Origin of the sequence: Streptomyces griseobrunneus, from assembly GCF_046713465.1 — a bacterium.
Classification (GTDB): Bacteria; Actinomycetota; Actinomycetes; order Streptomycetales; family Streptomycetaceae; genus Streptomyces; species Streptomyces microflavus.
In genome coordinates, this window is record NZ_CP177080.1 from 4,115,212 (window position 1) to 4,132,882 (window position 17,671).

The 17,671-nt window shown below is 71.1% G+C and carries 14 protein-coding genes; 10 read left to right on the forward strand and 4 right to left on the reverse strand.

What is annotated here, in order from left to right:
• Positions 1-15: 15 nt before the first annotated feature.
• Positions 16-2,133, reverse strand: a complete 2,118-nt coding sequence (locus ACK8N7_RS18800; RefSeq protein ID WP_403213486.1) for an ATP-binding SpoIIE family protein phosphatase — start codon at positions 2,131-2,133, stop codon at positions 16-18.
• Between the two features lie 163 nt (positions 2,134-2,296).
• Between ACK8N7_RS18800 and aspS the strand changes: the two genes are divergently transcribed.
• Both aspS and ACK8N7_RS18810 read left to right on the forward strand, forming a co-directional pair.
• The gene (aspS, locus tag ACK8N7_RS18805; RefSeq protein ID WP_031122464.1) at positions 2,297-4,096 is read left to right on the forward strand and encodes an aspartate--tRNA ligase; all 1,800 of its coding nucleotides are present in this window, start codon (positions 2,297-2,299) and stop codon (positions 4,094-4,096) included.
• A 237-nt stretch (positions 4,097-4,333) separates the two neighbouring features.
• Positions 4,334-5,125, forward strand: coding sequence for a L,D-transpeptidase family protein (locus tag ACK8N7_RS18810; protein ID WP_500443319.1), 792 nt, complete (start codon positions 4,334-4,336; stop codon positions 5,123-5,125).
• 72 nt (positions 5,126-5,197) lie between these two features.
• Here ACK8N7_RS18810 and metG read toward each other — a convergent pair whose 3' ends face one another.
• Positions 5,198-6,811 (reverse strand): methionine--tRNA ligase, encoded by a 1,614-nt coding sequence (gene metG, locus ACK8N7_RS18815; RefSeq protein WP_403213482.1) that lies wholly within the window; start codon positions 6,809-6,811, stop codon positions 5,198-5,200.
• Positions 6,812-6,971: 160 nt separating this feature from the next.
• Between metG and ACK8N7_RS18820 the strand changes: the two genes are divergently transcribed.
• Together ACK8N7_RS18820 and ACK8N7_RS18825 are read left to right on the forward strand one after the other, a co-directional pair.
• Positions 6,972-7,625: a response regulator transcription factor gene (locus tag ACK8N7_RS18820; protein WP_403213923.1), complete on the forward strand. Its 654-nt coding sequence runs from the start codon at positions 6,972-6,974 to the stop codon at positions 7,623-7,625.
• Between the two features lie 44 nt (positions 7,626-7,669).
• Entirely contained in the window at positions 7,670-8,917 is a 1,248-nt protein-coding gene (locus ACK8N7_RS18825) for a sensor histidine kinase (RefSeq protein ID WP_500445786.1), read from the forward strand.
• Here ACK8N7_RS18825 and ACK8N7_RS18830 read toward each other — a convergent pair.
• Entirely contained in the window at positions 8,851-10,515 is a 1,665-nt protein-coding gene (locus ACK8N7_RS18830) for a VWA domain-containing protein (protein WP_500443320.1), read from the reverse strand. The genes ACK8N7_RS18825 and ACK8N7_RS18830 overlap by 67 nt on opposite strands.
• A gap of 305 nt (positions 10,516-10,820) precedes the next feature.
• Here ACK8N7_RS18830 and ACK8N7_RS18835 point away from each other — a divergent pair, with 305 nt between their 5' ends.
• Both ACK8N7_RS18835 and ACK8N7_RS18840 read left to right on the forward strand, forming a co-directional pair.
• Positions 10,821-12,884: a PhoX family protein gene (locus ACK8N7_RS18835; protein WP_403213478.1), complete on the forward strand. Its 2,064-nt coding sequence runs from the start codon at positions 10,821-10,823 to the stop codon at positions 12,882-12,884.
• A gap of 134 nt (positions 12,885-13,018) precedes the next feature.
• Positions 13,019-13,420, forward strand: coding sequence for an RNA-binding S4 domain-containing protein (locus ACK8N7_RS18840; protein ID WP_015609729.1), 402 nt, complete (start codon positions 13,019-13,021; stop codon positions 13,418-13,420).
• Between the two features lie 87 nt (positions 13,421-13,507).
• Here ACK8N7_RS18840 and ACK8N7_RS18845 read toward each other — a convergent pair whose 3' ends face one another.
• Entirely contained in the window at positions 13,508-14,422 is a 915-nt protein-coding gene (locus ACK8N7_RS18845) for a hypothetical protein (protein WP_403213476.1), read from the reverse strand.
• Positions 14,423-14,552: 130 nt separating this feature from the next.
• Between ACK8N7_RS18845 and ACK8N7_RS18850 the strand changes: the two genes are divergently transcribed.
• The 4 genes from ACK8N7_RS18850 (at position 14,553) to ACK8N7_RS18865 (ending at position 17,641) form a co-directional block, all read left to right on the forward strand.
• Positions 14,553-14,960 carry a hypothetical protein gene (locus ACK8N7_RS18850; RefSeq protein ID WP_403213474.1) on the forward strand — a complete coding sequence of 136 codons (408 nt, stop codon included), beginning with the start codon at positions 14,553-14,555 and terminating at the stop codon, positions 14,958-14,960.
• A 110-nt stretch (positions 14,961-15,070) separates the two neighbouring features.
• Complete coding sequence (locus ACK8N7_RS18855) at positions 15,071-15,730, forward strand: NADPH-dependent FMN reductase (RefSeq protein WP_500443323.1); 660 nt, start codon at positions 15,071-15,073, stop codon at positions 15,728-15,730.
• A gap of 85 nt (positions 15,731-15,815) precedes the next feature.
• On the forward strand, positions 15,816-16,787 hold the full coding sequence (locus tag ACK8N7_RS18860) for an ATP-binding cassette domain-containing protein (RefSeq protein WP_403213470.1): 972 nt from the start codon (positions 15,816-15,818) through the stop codon (positions 16,785-16,787).
• Entirely contained in the window at positions 16,784-17,641 is an 858-nt protein-coding gene (locus ACK8N7_RS18865; protein WP_403213468.1) for an ABC transporter permease, read from the forward strand. The genes ACK8N7_RS18860 and ACK8N7_RS18865 overlap by 4 nt, the downstream gene beginning before the upstream one ends.
• The last annotated feature ends 30 nt before the right edge of the window (positions 17,642-17,671 follow it).

Here is a 17,671-nt window from a genome sequence, read left to right on the forward strand (position 1 = left end):
AGGGCCCCGGGCCCCTCAGAGCGCCCCCAACTCCCCCGGCTCAGCCGACTCGTACAGCTCGAACCAGATCGACTTCCCCTCCCCCCGCGGATCCACCCCCCACGCATCCGCCAGCATCTCCATCAGCACCAGCCCCCGCCCGCTGGAAGCCATCTCCCCCGGCCTCCGCTTGTGCGGCAGCTCGTCGCTCGCGTCGGCCACCTCCACCCGCAGCCGCCGCTCCCCCCGCTCCCCGGAGACCTCCGCCGCCATCAGCGCGTCGCCGTCCGTGTGGACCAGCACGTTGGTGGCCATCTCCGAGACCATCAGGACCGCCGAGTCGACCTGCTCAGGGTCCTTCCAGTCGTGCAGCAGCTCCCGTACGAGCTGCCGGCCCACCGAGATCCGCTCGGGCTCGGCCTGCGCGATCGTCATGACGCTGCGGCGCATCGGCGTCTGAGGCGCCCGCGCTCTCTCCCGCCGCAGCACCAGCACCGCGATGTCGTCCTCGCGGCGGTCCGCGAGCGGCCCGGTCGTGTAGTGCGAGGTCGGCCCGTGCACGGCCTGGACCAGGGCGTCGGCCATCTGCTCCAGGTCCTCGGCGGGCTCCTCCAGGACCGGTTGCAGCCGGGCCCAGCCGGTGGCCATGTCGTGGCCGCCGGTCTCGATGAGGCCGTCCGTGCAGAACATGATCGTCTCGGCGGGTTCCAGGACCACCCGGGTGGTGGGGTAGTCGGAGTCCGTCTCGATCCCGAGCGGCAGCCCGCCCGCCGTCTGCCGGATCACCGCGGTGCCGTCGGCGCTCACCACCACCGGGTCGGGATGGCCCGCGCGGGCGATGTCCAGCGTCCCGTTCTCCGGGTCCACCTCCGCGTACAGGCAGGTCGCGAAGCGCGGCGCCGAGGGTTCGTCGTCGCCCGCCACGCCCTCGTACGCGTCCGTCAGCCCGGAGAGGAAGCGCGAGGCCCGGGAGAGCACCGCGTCCGGGCGGTGCCCCTCGGAGGCGTACGCGCGCAGGGCGATGCGCAGCTGGCCCATCAGCCCGGCGGCCCGCACGTCATGGCCCTGGACGTCACCGATGACCAGGGCGATCCGGCCGTTCGGCAGCGGGATCATGTCGTACCAGTCGCCGCCCACCTGGAGCCCGCCGCCGGTCGGTACGTACCGCGCCGCGACCGTCATACCGGGGATGTCCGGTCCCAGCGTCGGCATCATCGAGCGCTGGAGGCCGAGCGAGAGCTCCCGTTCGGTCTCCGCGACCCCGGCCCGGGCCAGCGCCTGGGCGAGCATCCGGGCGACCGTGGAGAGCACCGCGCGTTCGTCGGGCGAGAACCCCACCGGGTGCTGGAACCCGGCCATCCAGGCGCCCATCGTGCGGCCGGAGGAGACCAGCGGCAGATACGCCCAGGACCGCCGCCCGAAGCGCCGGGCGAGCGGCCAGGTGGCGGGGTAGCGGCGGCGGTACTCCTCGGGGGAGGGGAGGTAGATGGCGCGGCCGGTGCGGACGACCTCGGCGGCCGGGTAGTCGGTGTCCAGGGGCATGTCGGTGAAGGGGTCCTCGTCGGCCGCGCTCTGCCCGTGGTGCCCGATGATCGTCAGCCGCTCCCCGACCGAGCCGAAGACCGCGAGCCCGTCCGGGGAGAAGCCGGGCATGGAGAGGGACGCGGCGACCCGCAGCACCTCCTCCGTGGACCGGGCCTCCGCCAGCGCCCGCCCGGCGTCCAGCAGGAACGCCTCCCGGGACCTGCGCCAGTCCCCGGTGATCGGCGTGTGGGGGCCGGACGACCCCAGCTGCGGCTCGGCGACCTCCTGGAGCGTGCCGATGAGCACGTAGTTCTCCCGGTCCCCGTCCGTCGCGACGACCGGCTTGGAGCGGCTGCGTACGGTACGCAGCACCTTCCCCCGCTCGTCCACGATCCGCAGCCGGGCCTCGGCCAGGGTGCCCTCGGCGACGGCCAGGTTCACGACGCCGTAGATCTCGTTCCAGTCGACCGGGTGGAAACGGGAGCGCACCGCCGCCTCCCGGTAGCTGCCGGGCTCGGCGGGCAGGCCGAGCAGCCGGGCCGCCTCCGCGTCGAGCGTGACCGTGCCGGCTGCGTTGTCCCAGCGCCACAGGCCGGTCGCGATCGCGGCCAGGACTTCCTCGGTGCGCATTGCCCCACTTTAGGAAGATGTGCTCTCCGTACGCCACCGAGGGGGCGCCGACTGCGGGCCCGGGTCGGGAGCGGGCGGTAAAGGGAAATGAAGGGGCCCGGCCCCGGGCGGTAGCCTGGGGTGGCTCATTCCACCCCCAACCGCGAAGACTGGATGAACGACGATGCATCGGTACAGGTCCCACACCTGCGGCGAGCTCCGCGCCTCTGACGTCGGCACCGACGTCCGGCTGAGCGGCTGGCTGCACAATCGCCGAGACCTGGGTGGCATCCTCTTCATCGATCTGCGCGACCACTACGGTCTGGTGCAGCTCGTCGCCCGCCCCGGCACCCCCGGCAACGACGCCCTGGCGAAGCTGACCAAGGAGACCGTCGTCCGGATCGACGGCAAGGTCTCCGCGCGCGGCGCCGACAACGTCAACCCGGAGCTGCCGACCGGTGAGATCGAGATCGAGGTCACCGAGGTCGAGGTGCTCGGCGAGGCCGGCCCGCTGCCCTTCACGATCAACACCGAGGACGGCGTCAACGAGGAGCGGCGCCTGGAGTACCGCTTCCTCGACCTGCGCCGTGAGCGCATGCACCGCAACATCCTGCTGCGCTCGGCCGTGATCGCCTCCATCCGCTCCAAGATGGTGGCCCTCGGCTTCAACGAGATGGCGACCCCGATCCTCACCGCGACCTCCCCCGAGGGCGCCCGTGACTTCGTCGTCCCGTCCCGGCTGAACCCCGGCAAGTTCTACGCGCTGCCGCAGGCCCCGCAGCAGTTCAAGCAGCTGCTGATGATCTCGGGCTTCGACCGCTACTTCCAGATCGCGCCCTGCTTCCGCGACGAGGACGCCCGTGCGGACCGTTCGCCGGGCGAGTTCTACCAGCTCGACGTCGAGATGTCGTTCGTCGAGCAGGAGGACGTCTTCCAGCCGATCGAGAAGCTGATGACCGAGCTCTTCACCGAGTTCGGCAACGGCCGCGAGGTCACCTCGCCGTTCCCGCGCATCCCGTTCCGCGAGTCGATGCTGAAGTACGGCAACGACAAGCCGGACCTGCGCGCCAAGCTGGAGCTCGTCGACATCTCGGACGTCTTCGCCGACTCCGGGTTCAAGGCGTTCGCCGGCAAGCACGTCCGTGCGCTGCCCGTCCCGGACACCGCGGGCCAGTCCCGCAAGTTCTTCGACGGCCTCGGTGAGTACGCCGTCGAGCACGGCGCCAAGGGCCTGGCCTGGGTGCGTGTGGGCGAGGACGGCACGCTGGCGGGACCGATCGCCAAGTTCCTCACCGAGACCGACATCAAGACGCTCACCGAGCGCCTTTCGCTGGTCCCGGGCCACGCGGTCTTCTTCGGCGCGGGCGAGTTCGACGAGGTCTCCAAGATCATGTCGGTCGTCCGGGTCGAGGCCGCCAAGCGCGCCGGCCACTTCGAGGAGGGCGTCTTCCGGTTCTGCTGGATCGTCGACTTCCCGATGTACGAGAAGGACGAGGAGACCGGGAAGATCGACTTCTCGCACAACCCCTTCTCGATGCCCCAGGGCGGCCTGGCCGACCTGGAGGAGAAGGACCCGCTGGACATCCTGGCCTGGCAGTACGACATCGTCTGCAACGGCATCGAGCTGTCCTCGGGCGCCATTCGTAACCACGAGCCCGAGCTGATGCTCAAGGCCTTCGAGATCGCCGGTTACGACCGCGAGACCGTCGAGCACGAGTTCGCGGGCATGCTCCGCGCGTTCCGCCTCGGCGCCCCGCCGCACGGTGGCATCGCCCCGGGTGTCGACCGCATCGTGATGCTGCTGGCCGACGAGCCCAACATCCGCGAGACGATCGCCTTCCCGCTCAACGGCAACGCCCAGGACCTGATGATGGGTGCGCCGACCGAGCTGGACGAGTCCCGGCTGCGCGAGCTGAACATCCAGCTGCGGAAGCCGGTCGCCGCGAAGGGTGCGGGCGCGTCGGAGAAGCCCGCCGACAAGTAGTCCGTACGGTCCCGCTCTGCGGATGTTTCACGTGAAACAGCCCCCGATCACCCGATCGGGGGCTGTTTCGTTGCGCGGGCAGGAGAGCCCCCGACGGCCGGGCGACGCGGTACAGCCGGATGGCCCCGGTTCGGGTTCGGCCGCGCCGGGTCCGGCAAAGACTGGCACCGAGACACCCCTCTCGCATCGCGTGCCGCCCCGCCACGCCGTCCGCCGTCACCCGAGGAGCCCGCCACCGTGTCCGTCCCGTGCCGCCCGCATGCCCTGCTCACCGCACCGCTCCTCGTCCTGGCCCTGCTGCTCACCGGCTGCGCGTCCGGCACCGCGCCTGCGAAGGCTCCCGTCGCCGCCCCGGGGCAGGGCGCCGCGGGCCCGGAGTCCGACGCCGCCTCCGTACTCCGGGAGCCGGCCGAAGCGGAGCCGGCGCCGAGCCCCGCGGAGATCCCGGGCCTGGGGCCGCTGACCCGGGCGCAGATCCCCGAGGAGGCCCGCCAGGCGTTCGTCGTCACCGGGGAGGACGAGGACGCCAACCGGTCCAGCGCGGTCCTGTACAGCCGCGAGGACCCGGCGGAGGGGTGGGCACCGGCTGCCGGTCCGTGGGACACCCACAACGGCATGGAGGGCTGGACCGACCACCACGTGGCGGGCGACCTGAGGTCCCCCAGGGGCGTCTACACACTCACCGACGCGGGCGGCCGACTCCCCGACCCGGGCGCCATGCTCCCGTACGACGAACACCCCCGGTTCGCGGTGGACGGCGAGGGGTTCTTCGGGGAGCCCCTGGAAGGCTCCTTCGACTACGTCGTCGCGATCAACTACAACCGCACGGAAGGCGTGACCCCGCTGGACCGCACCCGCCCCCTCGGCCTCGAACGCGGCGGCGGCATCTGGATCCACGTCGACCACGGCGGCCCCACCCAGGGCTGCGTCTCCATCCCGGAGGAGCGCATGGAGGAACTCCTGCGCACCCTGGACCCGGCGATGAACCCGGTGATCGTGATGGGGGATGCGGAGACGCTGGGGCGGTGACCCGACGCCGTACGCCAGGAGCCCGGGACCATGAACGGTGGTCCCGGGCTCCTGGCGTACGTACGGCGGTGGCTACGCCGGCTTCTCCTCCAGGCGCGGGAACAGCACCGCGCCCTTCGTCACCGTCGCGCCGGCGGGCAGGATGCCCCAGGTGCCCGCGTCCTGGACCCTCTGGTCGGCCAGGGCGCCCAGGGACTCCTCGGCGCCCAGGGACTCCCACAGGCTCTGCGAGGTCTCCGGCATCACGGAGTTGAGCAGGACCGCGACCCCGCGCAGTGCCTCGGCGGCCGTGTAGAGGATGGTCGCCAGGCGGGCCTGGCCCTCGGGGGTGGTGTCCTTGGCCACCTTCCACGGCTCCTGCTCCGTGATGTAGCCGTTGACCTGCTTCACGAAGTCGAAGACCGCCAGGATGCCGGCCTGGAAGTCCAGCTCCTCGCCGATCTTCAGGTCGGCCGTGGCGACGGCCTTCGCCAGGCCCTCCTGCACGGCCCGCTCGGCGTCACCGGCGGCCGTGGCCTCCGGCAGCGCCCCGCCGAAGTACTTGCCGACCATGGCCGCCACGCGCGAGGCGAGGTTGCCGTAGTCGTTGGCCAGCTCGGAGGTGTAGCGGGCGGTGAAGTCCTCCCAGGAGAACGAGCCGTCGCTGCCGTACGCGATGGCCCGCAGGAAGTACCAGCGGTACGCGTCCACGCCGAAGTGCGAGGTCAGGTCCTGCGGCTTGATGCCGGTCAGGTTCGACTTGGACATCTTCTCGCCGCCGACCATCAGCCAGCCGTTGGCGACGACCTTGCCGGGGAGCGGCAGGCCCTGCGCCATCAGCATCGCGGGCCAGATCACCGAGTGGAAGCGGAGGATGTCCTTGCCGATCAGGTGCACGTCCGCCGGGAACGTACCGTCGAACTTCTCCTGGTTGGCGCCGTAGCCCACGGCCGTCGCGTAGTTGAGGAGCGCGTCGATCCAGACGTAGATGACGTGCTTGTCGTCCCACGGGACCGGGACGCCCCAGTCGAAGGTCGAGCGCGAGATCGACAGGTCCTGCAGGCCCTGCTCGACGAAGTTCACGACCTCGTTGCGCGCCGACTCGGGCTGGATGAAGCCCGGGTTCGCCGCGTAGAACTCCAGCAGCCTCGGGCCGTACTCGCTGAGCTTGAAGAAGTAGTTCTCCTCCTTGAGGAGCTCCACCGGCTTCTTGTGGATCGGGCAGAGCTTCTGACCGGCGAACTCGCCCTCGCCGTCGATCAGATCGCCGGGGAGCTTGTACTCCTCGCAGCCCACGCAGTACGGGCCTTCGTACCCGCCCTTGTAGATCTCGCCCTTGTCGTACAGGTCCTGCACGAACTCCTGCACACGGTCGGTGTGCCGCTTCTCCGTCGTCCGGATGAAGTCGTCGTTGGCGATGTTCAGATGCTCCCAGAGGGGCTTCCACGCCTCCTCGACGAGCTTGTCGCACCAAGCCTGCGGAGTGACGTTGTTCGCCTCGGCCGTGCGCATGATCTTCTGACCGTGCTCGTCCGTGCCGGTGAGGTACCACACCTTCTCGCCGCGCTGGCGGTGCCAGCGCGTGAGCACGTCGCCTGCGACGGTCGTGTAGGCGTGGCCCAGGTGAGGAGCGTCGTTGACGTAGTAAATGGGGGTCGAGACGTAGTACGCCGTCGCCCCCTGCTTCTCGGATCCAGTGGCCGCCATGGTCGAAATCCTAACGGTCGGTTGAAGATCCACTCACATCGATAAGGCGGGCCCCGTGGGTGGAGAGCTTTGCGAAACATCCCTTCCCGTAATGGTTCCCCCAGGAAAGTCGCATCCTGGGAGGGAGCGGACAAGCGTGCACGAGGCAAGGGACATCACCATGCGGGTACTGGTCGCCGAGGACGAGGAGATCCTCGCGGAACTGGTCGCGACCGGGCTGCGCCGGGCCGGCTTCGCGGTCGACACCGTCTACAGCGGGGACGCCGCCCTCGCCTACCTGGGGCTGCACGACTACGACGTCGTCGTGCTCGACCGCGATCTCCCCCGCGTCCACGGCGACGACGTGGCCCGCCGGCTGGTCGCCTCCGGCTCCCGCACCCGGATCCTGATGCTGACCGCCTCCGGCGCCATGGAGGACCGGGTCGCCGGGCTCGACCTCGGAGCCGACGATTACGTCAGCAAACCGTTCGAGTTCCCCGAGCTGGTCTCCCGGGTCCGTGCCCTGCGCCGGCGCAGCGCCAGACCCGTACCGCCCCAGCTGGAGCGGTACGGCGTCCGGCTCGACACCGTACGGCGCTCCGCGCTCCGCGACGGCCGGGAGCTGGATCTCTCCCCCAAGGAGTTCACCGTGCTGCAGCTGCTCCTGGAGGCCGACGGCGGGACGGTCAGCGCCGAGGAGCTGCTGGAGCGGGCCTGGGACGCCAACGCCGACCCGTTCACCGGTGCTGTACGGGTCTGCATGAGCAAACTCCGCGCCAAGCTCGGTGAGCCCGCACTGATCCGTACCGTCCAGGGCGTCGGGTACGCCCTGTGAAGCCGTCGACCGGTTCGTGGGCGGGCTCCCGGCTGCGGCGGCTGATGGACGCCTCGAAGCTGCCGCACTCCACGATCCGCACCCGCATAGCCCTCGTGTACGGCGGTGTCTTCCTGGTCCTCGGCACCGCCCTGCTCGCCACCGTCAACGTGGCCTCCCGCGCCGGTACGGACTCCGAGGCGCGCGCCATCGCCTCCTCCGCCGTCGTCGTTCCGCCCGGGTATCCCGTCAACGGACCGTTCATCGCCCGCAGCTCGGTCGGCGCCCCCACCCTCTACGAACTGACCGACAACGTCAGTGACGCGGCGAGCAAGCAGCACATGTACTGGTCGATCGCCGCGCTCCTCGTCATGACGGCGGGCGCGGTCGGCGTGGGCTGGTGGATCGCGGGCCGGGTGCTGCGGCCCGTGCACGCGATGACGGCGAAGGCCCGCAGGCTCTCGGAGCGCACGCTGCACGAGCGGATCGCCTCCAGCGGCCCCGACGACGAGCTGAAGGAGCTGGGCGAGACGCTGGACGCGCTGCTGGCCCGGCTGGAGAAGGCCTTCGACAGCCAGCGCAGGTTCATCGCGAACGCCTCGCACGAGCTGCGGACCCCGCTCGCCACCCAGCGCGCGGCGATCCAGGTGGGCCTGGACGACCCGACGCCAGAGGATCTCGTCCGCACCCGGCAGACGCTGCTGGACACCAACCGGCGCAGCGAGCGGCTCATAGAGGGGCTGCTCGTGCTGGCCCGCAGCGAACGGGGGCTGGCCGCCGACGAGCGCGAGGACGTCCGGTTCGACCGGGTGGTGCGCGAGGAGACGGGCCGGTGTCCGGGGGCGCGGCGGGAGAGCGGGCGGCATCCGGCCGTGACCGTCGAGGTGTCGCCCTGTCCCGTGCGCGGCAACCGGCTGCTGCTGTCCCAGCTGGTGTCGAACCTGCTGGCCAACGCGGTGACGTACAACGTGCCGGGCGGGTCGGTGGACATCTCGCTGACCGGCGACGGCGCCCTGGTGGTGCGCAACACCGGCCCGGTGGTTTCCGAGGCCGACATCGCGGGGTTCTTCGAGCCGTTCCGGCGGGGCGAGGGCCGCGACCGGATGGGGCCGGGGTCCGGCCTCGGGCTGTCGATCGTGCGGTCCATCGCGGTGGCCCACGGCGGTACGGTCACGGCGGTACCGGGCCCGGAGGGCGGCGGTCTCGCCGTGACCGTACGGCTGCCGGTCGATCAGCCTGCGGTCGCTCAGCCCTCGGTAAGGGCCTCGCGCGCCGCGGTCCAGGCAGGCAGCCCGGCGAGGATCTCCCGGTAGAGCTCGGCGTCCGCGATCTCGCGCGGGGCCGGGCCCGCGTGGAAGAAGGCGGCGTTGGGGGCGTCCAGCTTCCGCAGGAAGTCGAAGCCCTTCGAGTCCTGCTCGCCGAAGGCGACGAACTGGAAGAACAGCGGCAGCCGTGCCGCGTCCGCCAGTGCCTGGCGGGCGAGCTGCTTGGCGTCCGGCGGGCCGTCCGTCTGGAAGATCACCAGAGCCGGTCCGGTCTCCTGCGACTTCTCGTGGTGCACCACGATCTCCTCGACCGCGCGGTGGTAGTTCGTCCGGCCCAGGCGCCCCAGACCCGCGTTCAGCTTGTCGACTCGGCCCTCGTGGGCGGCCAGCTCGATCGTGCCGGTGCCGTCGATGTCGGTCGAGAAGAAGACGACGGACACGGTGGCGTCGGCGTCCAGGTGCGCGGCGAGCGCCACGGCGCGGTCGCCCAGGTGCTGGGCGCTGCCGTCCTTGTAGAACGGCCGCATGGAGCCCGAGCGGTCGAGCACCAGGTAGACCCGGGCGCGGAGCCCGGCCAGCCCGTGCGCCTTGAGCGCCGCTTGCGCCGCCTTGTACGGGGCGACGAGCTGGGGGGCGCGCGAGGTGACACGGGCGAGGGGGGTGGCGGGCTTGGCGGCGGAGGCTGCCGCCTCGGGGGCTGCGGTGGTGGGTGCGGTGGTTCCGGCCGCTTCGGTGACCTCGATGGGCTTGGTGACCTCGGTGGGGGCTGAGGTCTGCGGGGCGGCCTCGGGGGCGGGCGCTGCTTCCGCTTCCGGCTCCGGCCGGGCTTCCGGCTCGGCGGTCGCCGCTGCGGGGGCGGCGGGGGCGGTCTCGGGCTCGGACGCAGGGTCCGGCTCGGCCTCCGGCGCGGGCTCGGCCTTGGCCGCCGCGACCGGCTCCGCTTCCGGTTCGGGAGCCGGGGCCGGCTCCGGCGCGGGCTCCGGGGCGAGATCCAGGTCGAAGTCGATCGTGATCGGGGCCGGCTCTGCGGTCGGCTCGGGGGCCGTTTCCACGGCCGGGGCCGACGCGGGCTCCTCGGCCTTCACGGGCTCGGCGACGGGCTCCTCCGCCTTGACCAGCTCGGCGACCGGCTCAGCCACGGTCTCTGCGACCGGCTCAGCGACGGGTTCGGCAACGGTCTCCACGACCGGCTCGGCGACGGTCTCCACGACCGGTTCCACGACCGGCTCCGCCACGGCCTCCGCGACGGGCTCTGCCACGGCCTCCGCCTTCGGCTCCGCGTCCGGGCCCGAGCCCTGTGCGGGGACGGTCGGCGAGGAAGTCGCCGGGGCGGTGGCCGCCTTGTCGAACGCCGCGGCCACCAGGTCCGCCGCGCCTGCGTCACGCTCGGTGGCGTCCGCGGACTCGGAAGCGGTCGAAGAAGGCGAGGTGGGCGAGGAAGAAGAGGAAAGGGGGGAAGACGATGAGGGCGAAGCCGGGGCCGGGATCGACGCCTTGGCCTCCGTCGCGGACGCGGCCGCCGAAGTGGTCTCCGGCTCCGGCTCCGTGGACGGGGTGCGCTCGGCCTGGGGCGGGACGGTGGCCGTGGTCGGCTCGTCCTGCTCCGTGCGGCCGAACACCTTACGCAGCAAGCTCCGAATGCCCATGGGCGAGGCCTTTCGCATGAGTTGGGTGCGGGGAATGTCCGACCTGGGTGATTTCATCCCTGGCCAGGACGGATACGTAAGGTTAGCGGCCGGATCCGGCCGTTCGCCGGTCCGGCCCACCCCCGCGCCAACCGAGCCGAAACCGATCCCGGACCGAGTCCGGGCCGGTGTCCGGGGCGGTGTTCACGTACGGCTCCAAGAGAACAGCGGTGGCCCGGACTTCACCCGCCGTTCACCGGGAGTCCCTCGGACCGCGTGGGGGTGCACCTAGCGTCACGCACGACACACCGACGGAGGGAATCCACGTGCGTAATCTGCTGCCGCTCATCAGCTCCCACCCGGGCGGGCGTTCCGCGCTGACCTGCCGCTTCCGCTGCGGGGACGCCTGCTTCAAGGAGACCCCGAACACCAGCGACAACGAGTACGCGGGTGACATCATCGCCCGTGCCGTCTCGCGCCGCTCGATGATGCGTGCAGCCGCCGTCGTGACGGTCGCCGCCGCAGCCGGAACGGCCGCGCTGACCGGCCCCAACGCCCCGCAGGCGGAGGCCGTCGCGCTTGCCGGGCACGGCCACGAACCGCCCCACAAACCGGCCCCGTCCGGCGCTCGGGGCCTGCGGTTCTCGCCGGTCGCGCCCAACAAGAACGACAAGGTCACCATCCCCGACGGGTACAGCCAGAACGTGGTGATCCGCTGGGGCGAACCCATCCTGCGCGGGGCGCCCGCCTTCAACCCGGACAAGCAGTCCGCCAAGGCGCAGGCGGGCCAGTTCGGCTACAACAACGACTTCCTCTCGCTCCTCCCGCTCCGCGGTGAGCGCGGCCGTCAGGTCCTGGTCGCCAACCACGAGTACACGGACGAGATCCTCATGTTCCGCGGCTACGATCCGGCCAACCCCACGCGCGAGCAGGTGGAGATCGCCTGGGCCGCGCACGGACTCTCCGTGGTCGTCGTCCAGGAGGAGCACCGCACCGGAAAGCTGGGCCCGGTCAGCCGTCACCCTCTTAACCGTCGGCTCACCGCCACGAGTGAATTCCGGGTCACCGGACCGGCCGCGGGAAGCCCTCTGCTGCGTACGTCCGCCGACCGCACCGGCCGCAAGGTGCTCGGCACCCTCAACAACTGTGCGGGCGGCACGACTCCGTGGGGCACCACGCTGCACGGCGAGGAGAACTTCAACCAGTACTTCGCCAACGGCAACACCGACATGCACAAGCGGTACGGCATCGGCACCGGCGCCACCGAGCGCAAGTGGGAGCGGTTCGACCGGCGGTTCGACCTGGCGAAGGAGCCGAACGAGGCCAACCGCTTCGGCTGGGTCGTCGAACTCGACCCGTACGACCCGGACTCCACCCCGCGCAAGCGGACCGCGCTGGGCCGGTTCAAGCACGAGGCGGCCGAGCCCCGGCTGACCTCGGACGGGCGCCCGGTCGTCTACATGGGTGACGACGAGAAGTTCGACTACCTCTACAAGTTCGTCTCCAGCAAGCGGATGAAGAAGGGCACATCGCGTGCTGCCCGCGAGCACAACCTGACGCTGCTGGACGAGGGCACGCTGTACGTCGCGAAGCTGACCGGCGACTCACCGGCCGCCGAGATCGACGGCACCGGCAAGCTGCCCACCGACGGCGAGTTCGACGGCAGCGGCGTCTGGATCCCGCTGGCCACCGGTACCACCTCGCACGTGCCCGGCATGACCGCCGACGAGGTGTACGTCTACACGCGGCTGGCCGGTGACAAGGTCGGCGCCACCAAGATGGACCGGCCCGAGGACGTCGAGCCCTCGCCGCGCACCGGCCGGGTCTACGTGGCGCTCACCAACAACTCCGACCGTGGCAAGGAGGGCAAGGCCGGGGCGGACGAGGCCAACCCGCGCAACGCCAACAAGCACGGGCAGATCCTGGAGCTCGCGGAGAACTGGGACGACCCGGCGGGCGACGGGTTCGCCTGGCGGCTCTTCCTCGTCGCGGGCGACCCGAACGACCCGGCGACGTACTTCGCCGGCTTCCCCAAGGAGAGCGTCAGCCCCATCTCCTGCCCGGACAACGTGGCGTTCGACGACCACGGCAACCTGTGGATCTCCACGGACGGCAACCGGCTCGGTTCGCACGACGGTCTCTTCGGCGTCGCGACCCACGGTGACCGGCGCGGTGAGCTCAAGCAGTTCCTGACCGTCCCGACAGGTGCGGAGACCTGCGGTCCCGTCATCCAGGACCGCCGCGTCCTGGTCGCCGTCCAGCACCCGGGCGAGGTCGACGGCGCCTCGGTGGAGAAGCCGGCGAGCACCTGGCCCGACGGACCCGGGAAGATCGTCCGCCCGTCCGTGGTCGCGGTCTGGCGCAAGGACGGACGCGACATCGGGGTGTGACCCCGGCGGCCCTTCCCGTGGGCCCCGCCGGCCATGAGGCCTGTGCCCTGCACGGTGGTCGCGGGGCGCCGTCCCGACAGGTGCGGCCTGTAAAGGACGGCGCCCCGCGCGGCCACCGGACTAGAGTCGGACCCATGGTTTCCGGTGACGCGCCGCAGGCGGAAGGAAGCGTCCGGGTCGACGTGTGGATCTGGTCGGTCCGGCTGACGAAGACCCGTGCCCAGGCGGCTGCCGCCTGCCGGGCCGGGCATGTGAAGGTCGGCGGTGAGCGGGCCAAGCCCGCCCAGGCCGTCCGCGTCGGCGACGAGGTGCGGCTCAGGCACGCGGGGCGGGACCGGGTGGTGGTCGTCTCGAAGATCGTGAAGAAGCGGGTCGGGCCGCCGGTGGCCGTCGAGTGCTTCGTCGACAACAGTCCGCCCCCGCCGCCGCGCGAGCTCGCGATCCAGGTCCCGGTACGGGACCGGGGTACGGGCCGTCCGACCAAGCGCGACCGTCGCGAGATGGAGCGCCTCCAGGGGCGCCCGCCGGAGCTCTGAGCCGACCGGCGGTCCCTGGTGCGGGTTCTGTCCCGTTGTTTCACGTGAAACATCCGTACGGGTGTTTCACGTGAAAGGTCGGCTCGGTCACCCCCGCCCGGGCCTCCGGCGCCGCAGCAGCACCCTGGCCACCACCGCCCCCACCAGCAGGACCGCGCCGACCGCCAGCACCGCCCACACCGTGGTCCGCAGTGAGGCGGTGAGCGCGTCGACCACCGCGGCCGCCGCGTCCCGGTCGCTGCCCGGCACCTCGTCCAGCACCCGGCTCCGGCCGACCGCCACCAGGATCAGCAGCACGATCGCGCCTAGGACGAACCCGGCGCCGACGGCCGCTGTGGCGGTCAGGGCGGCCCGGAGCCCGCCCCGTACCGTCGCGATGCCCACCACCAGGACGAGCAGGACCAGCGTGGCGACGGCCGGCCAGATGCTGCAGTAGCGCAGCCAGTGGAACGAGTCCCTGAGGGAGTCCGCACGGTCGGCGCCGATCACCGTGATCTCCGTCGGCTGAACGGGAATCTGATCCGCGAACGGCACCCCCTGGCTCACCAGATCCTGCTTGACCTGCTCGATCACCGGTGCCAGATCGATGGTGACCGCCTCGCCGCTGTCGCCGCCAAGTGCGGCGGTCACGGCCTCGTGGGCGGTCCGGTTCGCGGTGTCCCAGGCGGTGCGGAAGGCCTCGGTGGAGGTGAAGGACCGTACGGCCTCGTGCAGGAAGTCCCGGACCGTCTCCTGGAGCGGGCCGAGGTCGATCTGCCGCATCGCCTCGTCGGTGATCAGGTCCGTGACGGTGCTCTGCACCGCCGGGTCGGAGGAGAGCGGGGAGACTGCGGCGACATACCGGTCGGTGTCGTCGATCTCCAGGTCGACCCAGGCGGAGAGCGCGCTGAACGGCACCAGGACGGCGAGCAGGACGAGCAGGACGGCCGAGAGGGCCACCGAGGTCGCCGAGATCGCCGAGGCCTTCGAGGGCTTCGAGGTCGCCGGGGGAGAGGTCCGCACCCCTCCAGGGAATCCCCTGCGGAGCCGGACCGCTCCAGGCCGTACGCCGTTCGAGTTGCCGGGCCGCGTGGGCGGGTGTGCTCTGGATGAACGGGGGCGCGCGACGGGGCGACGGAAGGAGCTGTCCGCGATGGTCACACACGCAGCCATGCCCGGCCGGAAGGGGGCCCGTGCGCACGCACGGCCCCGCAGTCTCACTCCGCTCGCCGTGGCGCTGCCTCTGGCGCTCGGCATCATCTACGGGTTCTACGCCGCGTTCATCCGCCGGGACGGCGGCCCCAGCACCGGCGGGCAGGTCGTCCTGGGCCTCGTGTCCGGTGCGGCGCTGGCGGCTCTCTGCTTCGCGCTGGGCCGGATCCAGCGGTCACTGCCGCACGGGCTGCGGGCGGTGTCGTACGGCGCTCTGACCGCCTGCGCGATCGGATTCCTGGTGAGCCTGACGGATACCGGCGTGCTGCGGTCGACCTTGCTGGGGCTGGTGGTCGGCGTGGGTGTCTTCCTGACCACTTTCTATTTCTTCTACTCGCGGGAGCGCTGAGCGAGGCTTCTTCTGCTCGCGGCCGCCAGATTGCATCTGGCGGCCGCGCCCCGGCGTCTGGCGCCCTATGGGTGAGGAGGCCGGAGAGGGAGCGGGAGGAGGAGCGAGCGATGACGGACGACGCGGAGGCCGGCCAGATCGGCGAGATCGGAGAGGCCGACGAAACCGGCGAGGCCGGAGAAGCCAGGGAGACCGGGCAGGCCGGTGACGGCGGGGACCCGTTGCGGGTCGCGGTGATCATCGGCAGTACGCGCGAAGGGCGGATCGGCGACGCGGTCGGCCGCTGGTTCGTGGAGCGGGCTCGGGTACGGGGCGAGCTCGACCTCGTGGTGCTGGACCTCGCGGAGTTCGACTTCCCCGTGCACTATCCGGAGCGGGCGACGGAGCAGATGACGGAGTTCGCCGGGGCGATCGGGAAGGCCGAGGCCTTCGTCGTGGTCACCCCGGAGTACAACCGCTCCTTCCCGGCCTCCCTCAAGCAGGCCATCGACTTCGCGTACGACGAATGGCAGACCAAACCGGTCGGTTTCGTGAGCTACGGCCACGGCTCCTCCGGGCTGTACGCGGTGGAACACCTGCGCTCGGTCTTCACGGAGCTGCACACGGTGACCCTGCGCAACGGGGTCGCCCTCGACTTCCTGCACACGCCGCTGGAGGACCGCGCCGGGGCCTGCGCGCGGGACCGGGCGGTGCGGCTGATGCTCGACCAGCTCGGATGGTGGGGCTGGGCCCTGCGCGAGGCGCGGGCGGTCCGCCCCTACGTCTCCTGACACCGGAGCTCCCGCGCCCCGCACCTTGCCTTGCACCCCGCACCCGCCCCCCGAACATCGACGACGACGTACAAGGAATGGATTCATGAGTACTGAACTGGCCATCGAGACCACGGGGCTGGTGAAGGTCTTCGGTGAGAACCGCGCGGTGGACGGCGTCGACCTCGCTGTCCCGACCGGCACCGTCTACGGGGTCCTCGGACCCAACGGCGCCGGCAAGACCACCACCGTACGGATGCTCGCGACGCTGCTGCGCCCGGACGCCGGTTCCGCCCGGGTGTTCGGCAAGGACGTGGTGAAGGAAGCCGACGCGGTCCGCAGCCGGGTCAGTCTCACCGGGCAGTACGCCTCGGTCGACGAGGACCTGACCGGCAGCGAGAACCTCATCCTGCTCGCCCGGCTCCTCGGGCACTCCAAGCCGGCGGCCCGCGACCGGGCGGCCCAGCTGCTCGAGGGGTTCGGGCTGACCGAGGCGGCGGGCAAGCAGGTGAAGAACTACTCGGGAGGCATGCGGCGCCGCATCGACATCGCCGCCTCCATCCTCAACACCCCCGACCTGCTCTTCCTGGACGAGCCGACCACCGGACTCGACCCGCGCAGCCGTAACCAGGTCTGGGACATCGTGCGCGCGGTCGTCGAGCACGGCACCACGGTCCTGCTGACCACGCAGTATCTGGACGAGGCCGACCAGCTGGCCTCCCGGATCGCTGTGATCGACCACGGCCGGGTGATCGCCGAGGGCACCAAGGGCGAGCTCAAGGCCTCCGTCGGCTCCGGCACCGTTCACCTGCGGCTGCGCGATGCCGCCCAGCGGCCCGAGGCCGAGCGGGTGCTCTCCCTCGCGCTGGACGCCACGGTCCAGCTGGACGCGGACCCGGTGGCGCTGACCGCCCGGATCGACGCGCACGGATCCGACCGGGGCGCGGCGGAACAGGCGGCACGGGCCCTGGCCGAGCTGGCCCGGTCCGGCATCACGGTCGACAACTTCTCGCTGGGACAGCCCAGCCTCGACGAGGTCTTCCTCGCCCTCACGGACAAGAAGGGAGTGGCGGCATGAGCACCGCGACCACCAAGACGGAGCTCGAGGACGTCGAGCTCGCCGCGCCGGACGCGGAGCGCCTCTCGGCCCTCCTGGTCGGCCTGGACCGGCCGCCGAGGCCCAGTGCGCTGTCGGCCTCCCTCACCTTCGGCTGGCGCGCCATGCTGAAGATCAAGCATGTGCCGGAACAGCTCTTCGATGTGACGGCTTTCCCGATCATGCTGGTCCTGATGTACACGTACCTCTTCGGAGGGGCGCTGGCCGGCTCCACGCAGGAGTACATCCAGTTCCTGCTGCCCGGCATCCTGGTCATGAGCGTCGTGATGATCACGATGTACACGGGCGTCTCGGTCAACACCGACATCACCAAGGGCGTCTTCGACCGGTTCCGTACGCTGCCGATCTGGCGGCCCGCACCGATGGTCGGCTATCTCCTCGGCGACGTCCTGCGCTATGTCCTGGCCTCGGCGGTGATGCTCACCGTCGGCATGATCATCGGCTTCCGGCCGGACGGCGGAGTGCTCGGGATGCTGGCGGGGGTGGCCCTGCTGCTGGTCTTCGCGTTCGCGTTCTCGTGGATCTGGACCATGTTCGGGCTGCTGCTGCGCTCGGAGAAGTCCGTGATGGGCGTCAGCATGATGGTGATCTTCCCGCTCACCTTCCTCAGCAACGTCTTCGTCGACCCGAAGACGATGCCGGGCTGGCTGCAGGCCTTTGTGAACAACAGCCCGATCACCCACCTGGCCACGGCGGTACGCGAGCTGATGGCGGGCAACTGGCCCGCGTCCGACCTCGCCTGGTCGCTGGGGTGGGCCGGATTGATCATGGTGGTCTTCGGCGCCGTGACGATGCGGCTCTACAACCGGAAGTGACCGGTCGGAAGTGATGAAACGGAAGTGACA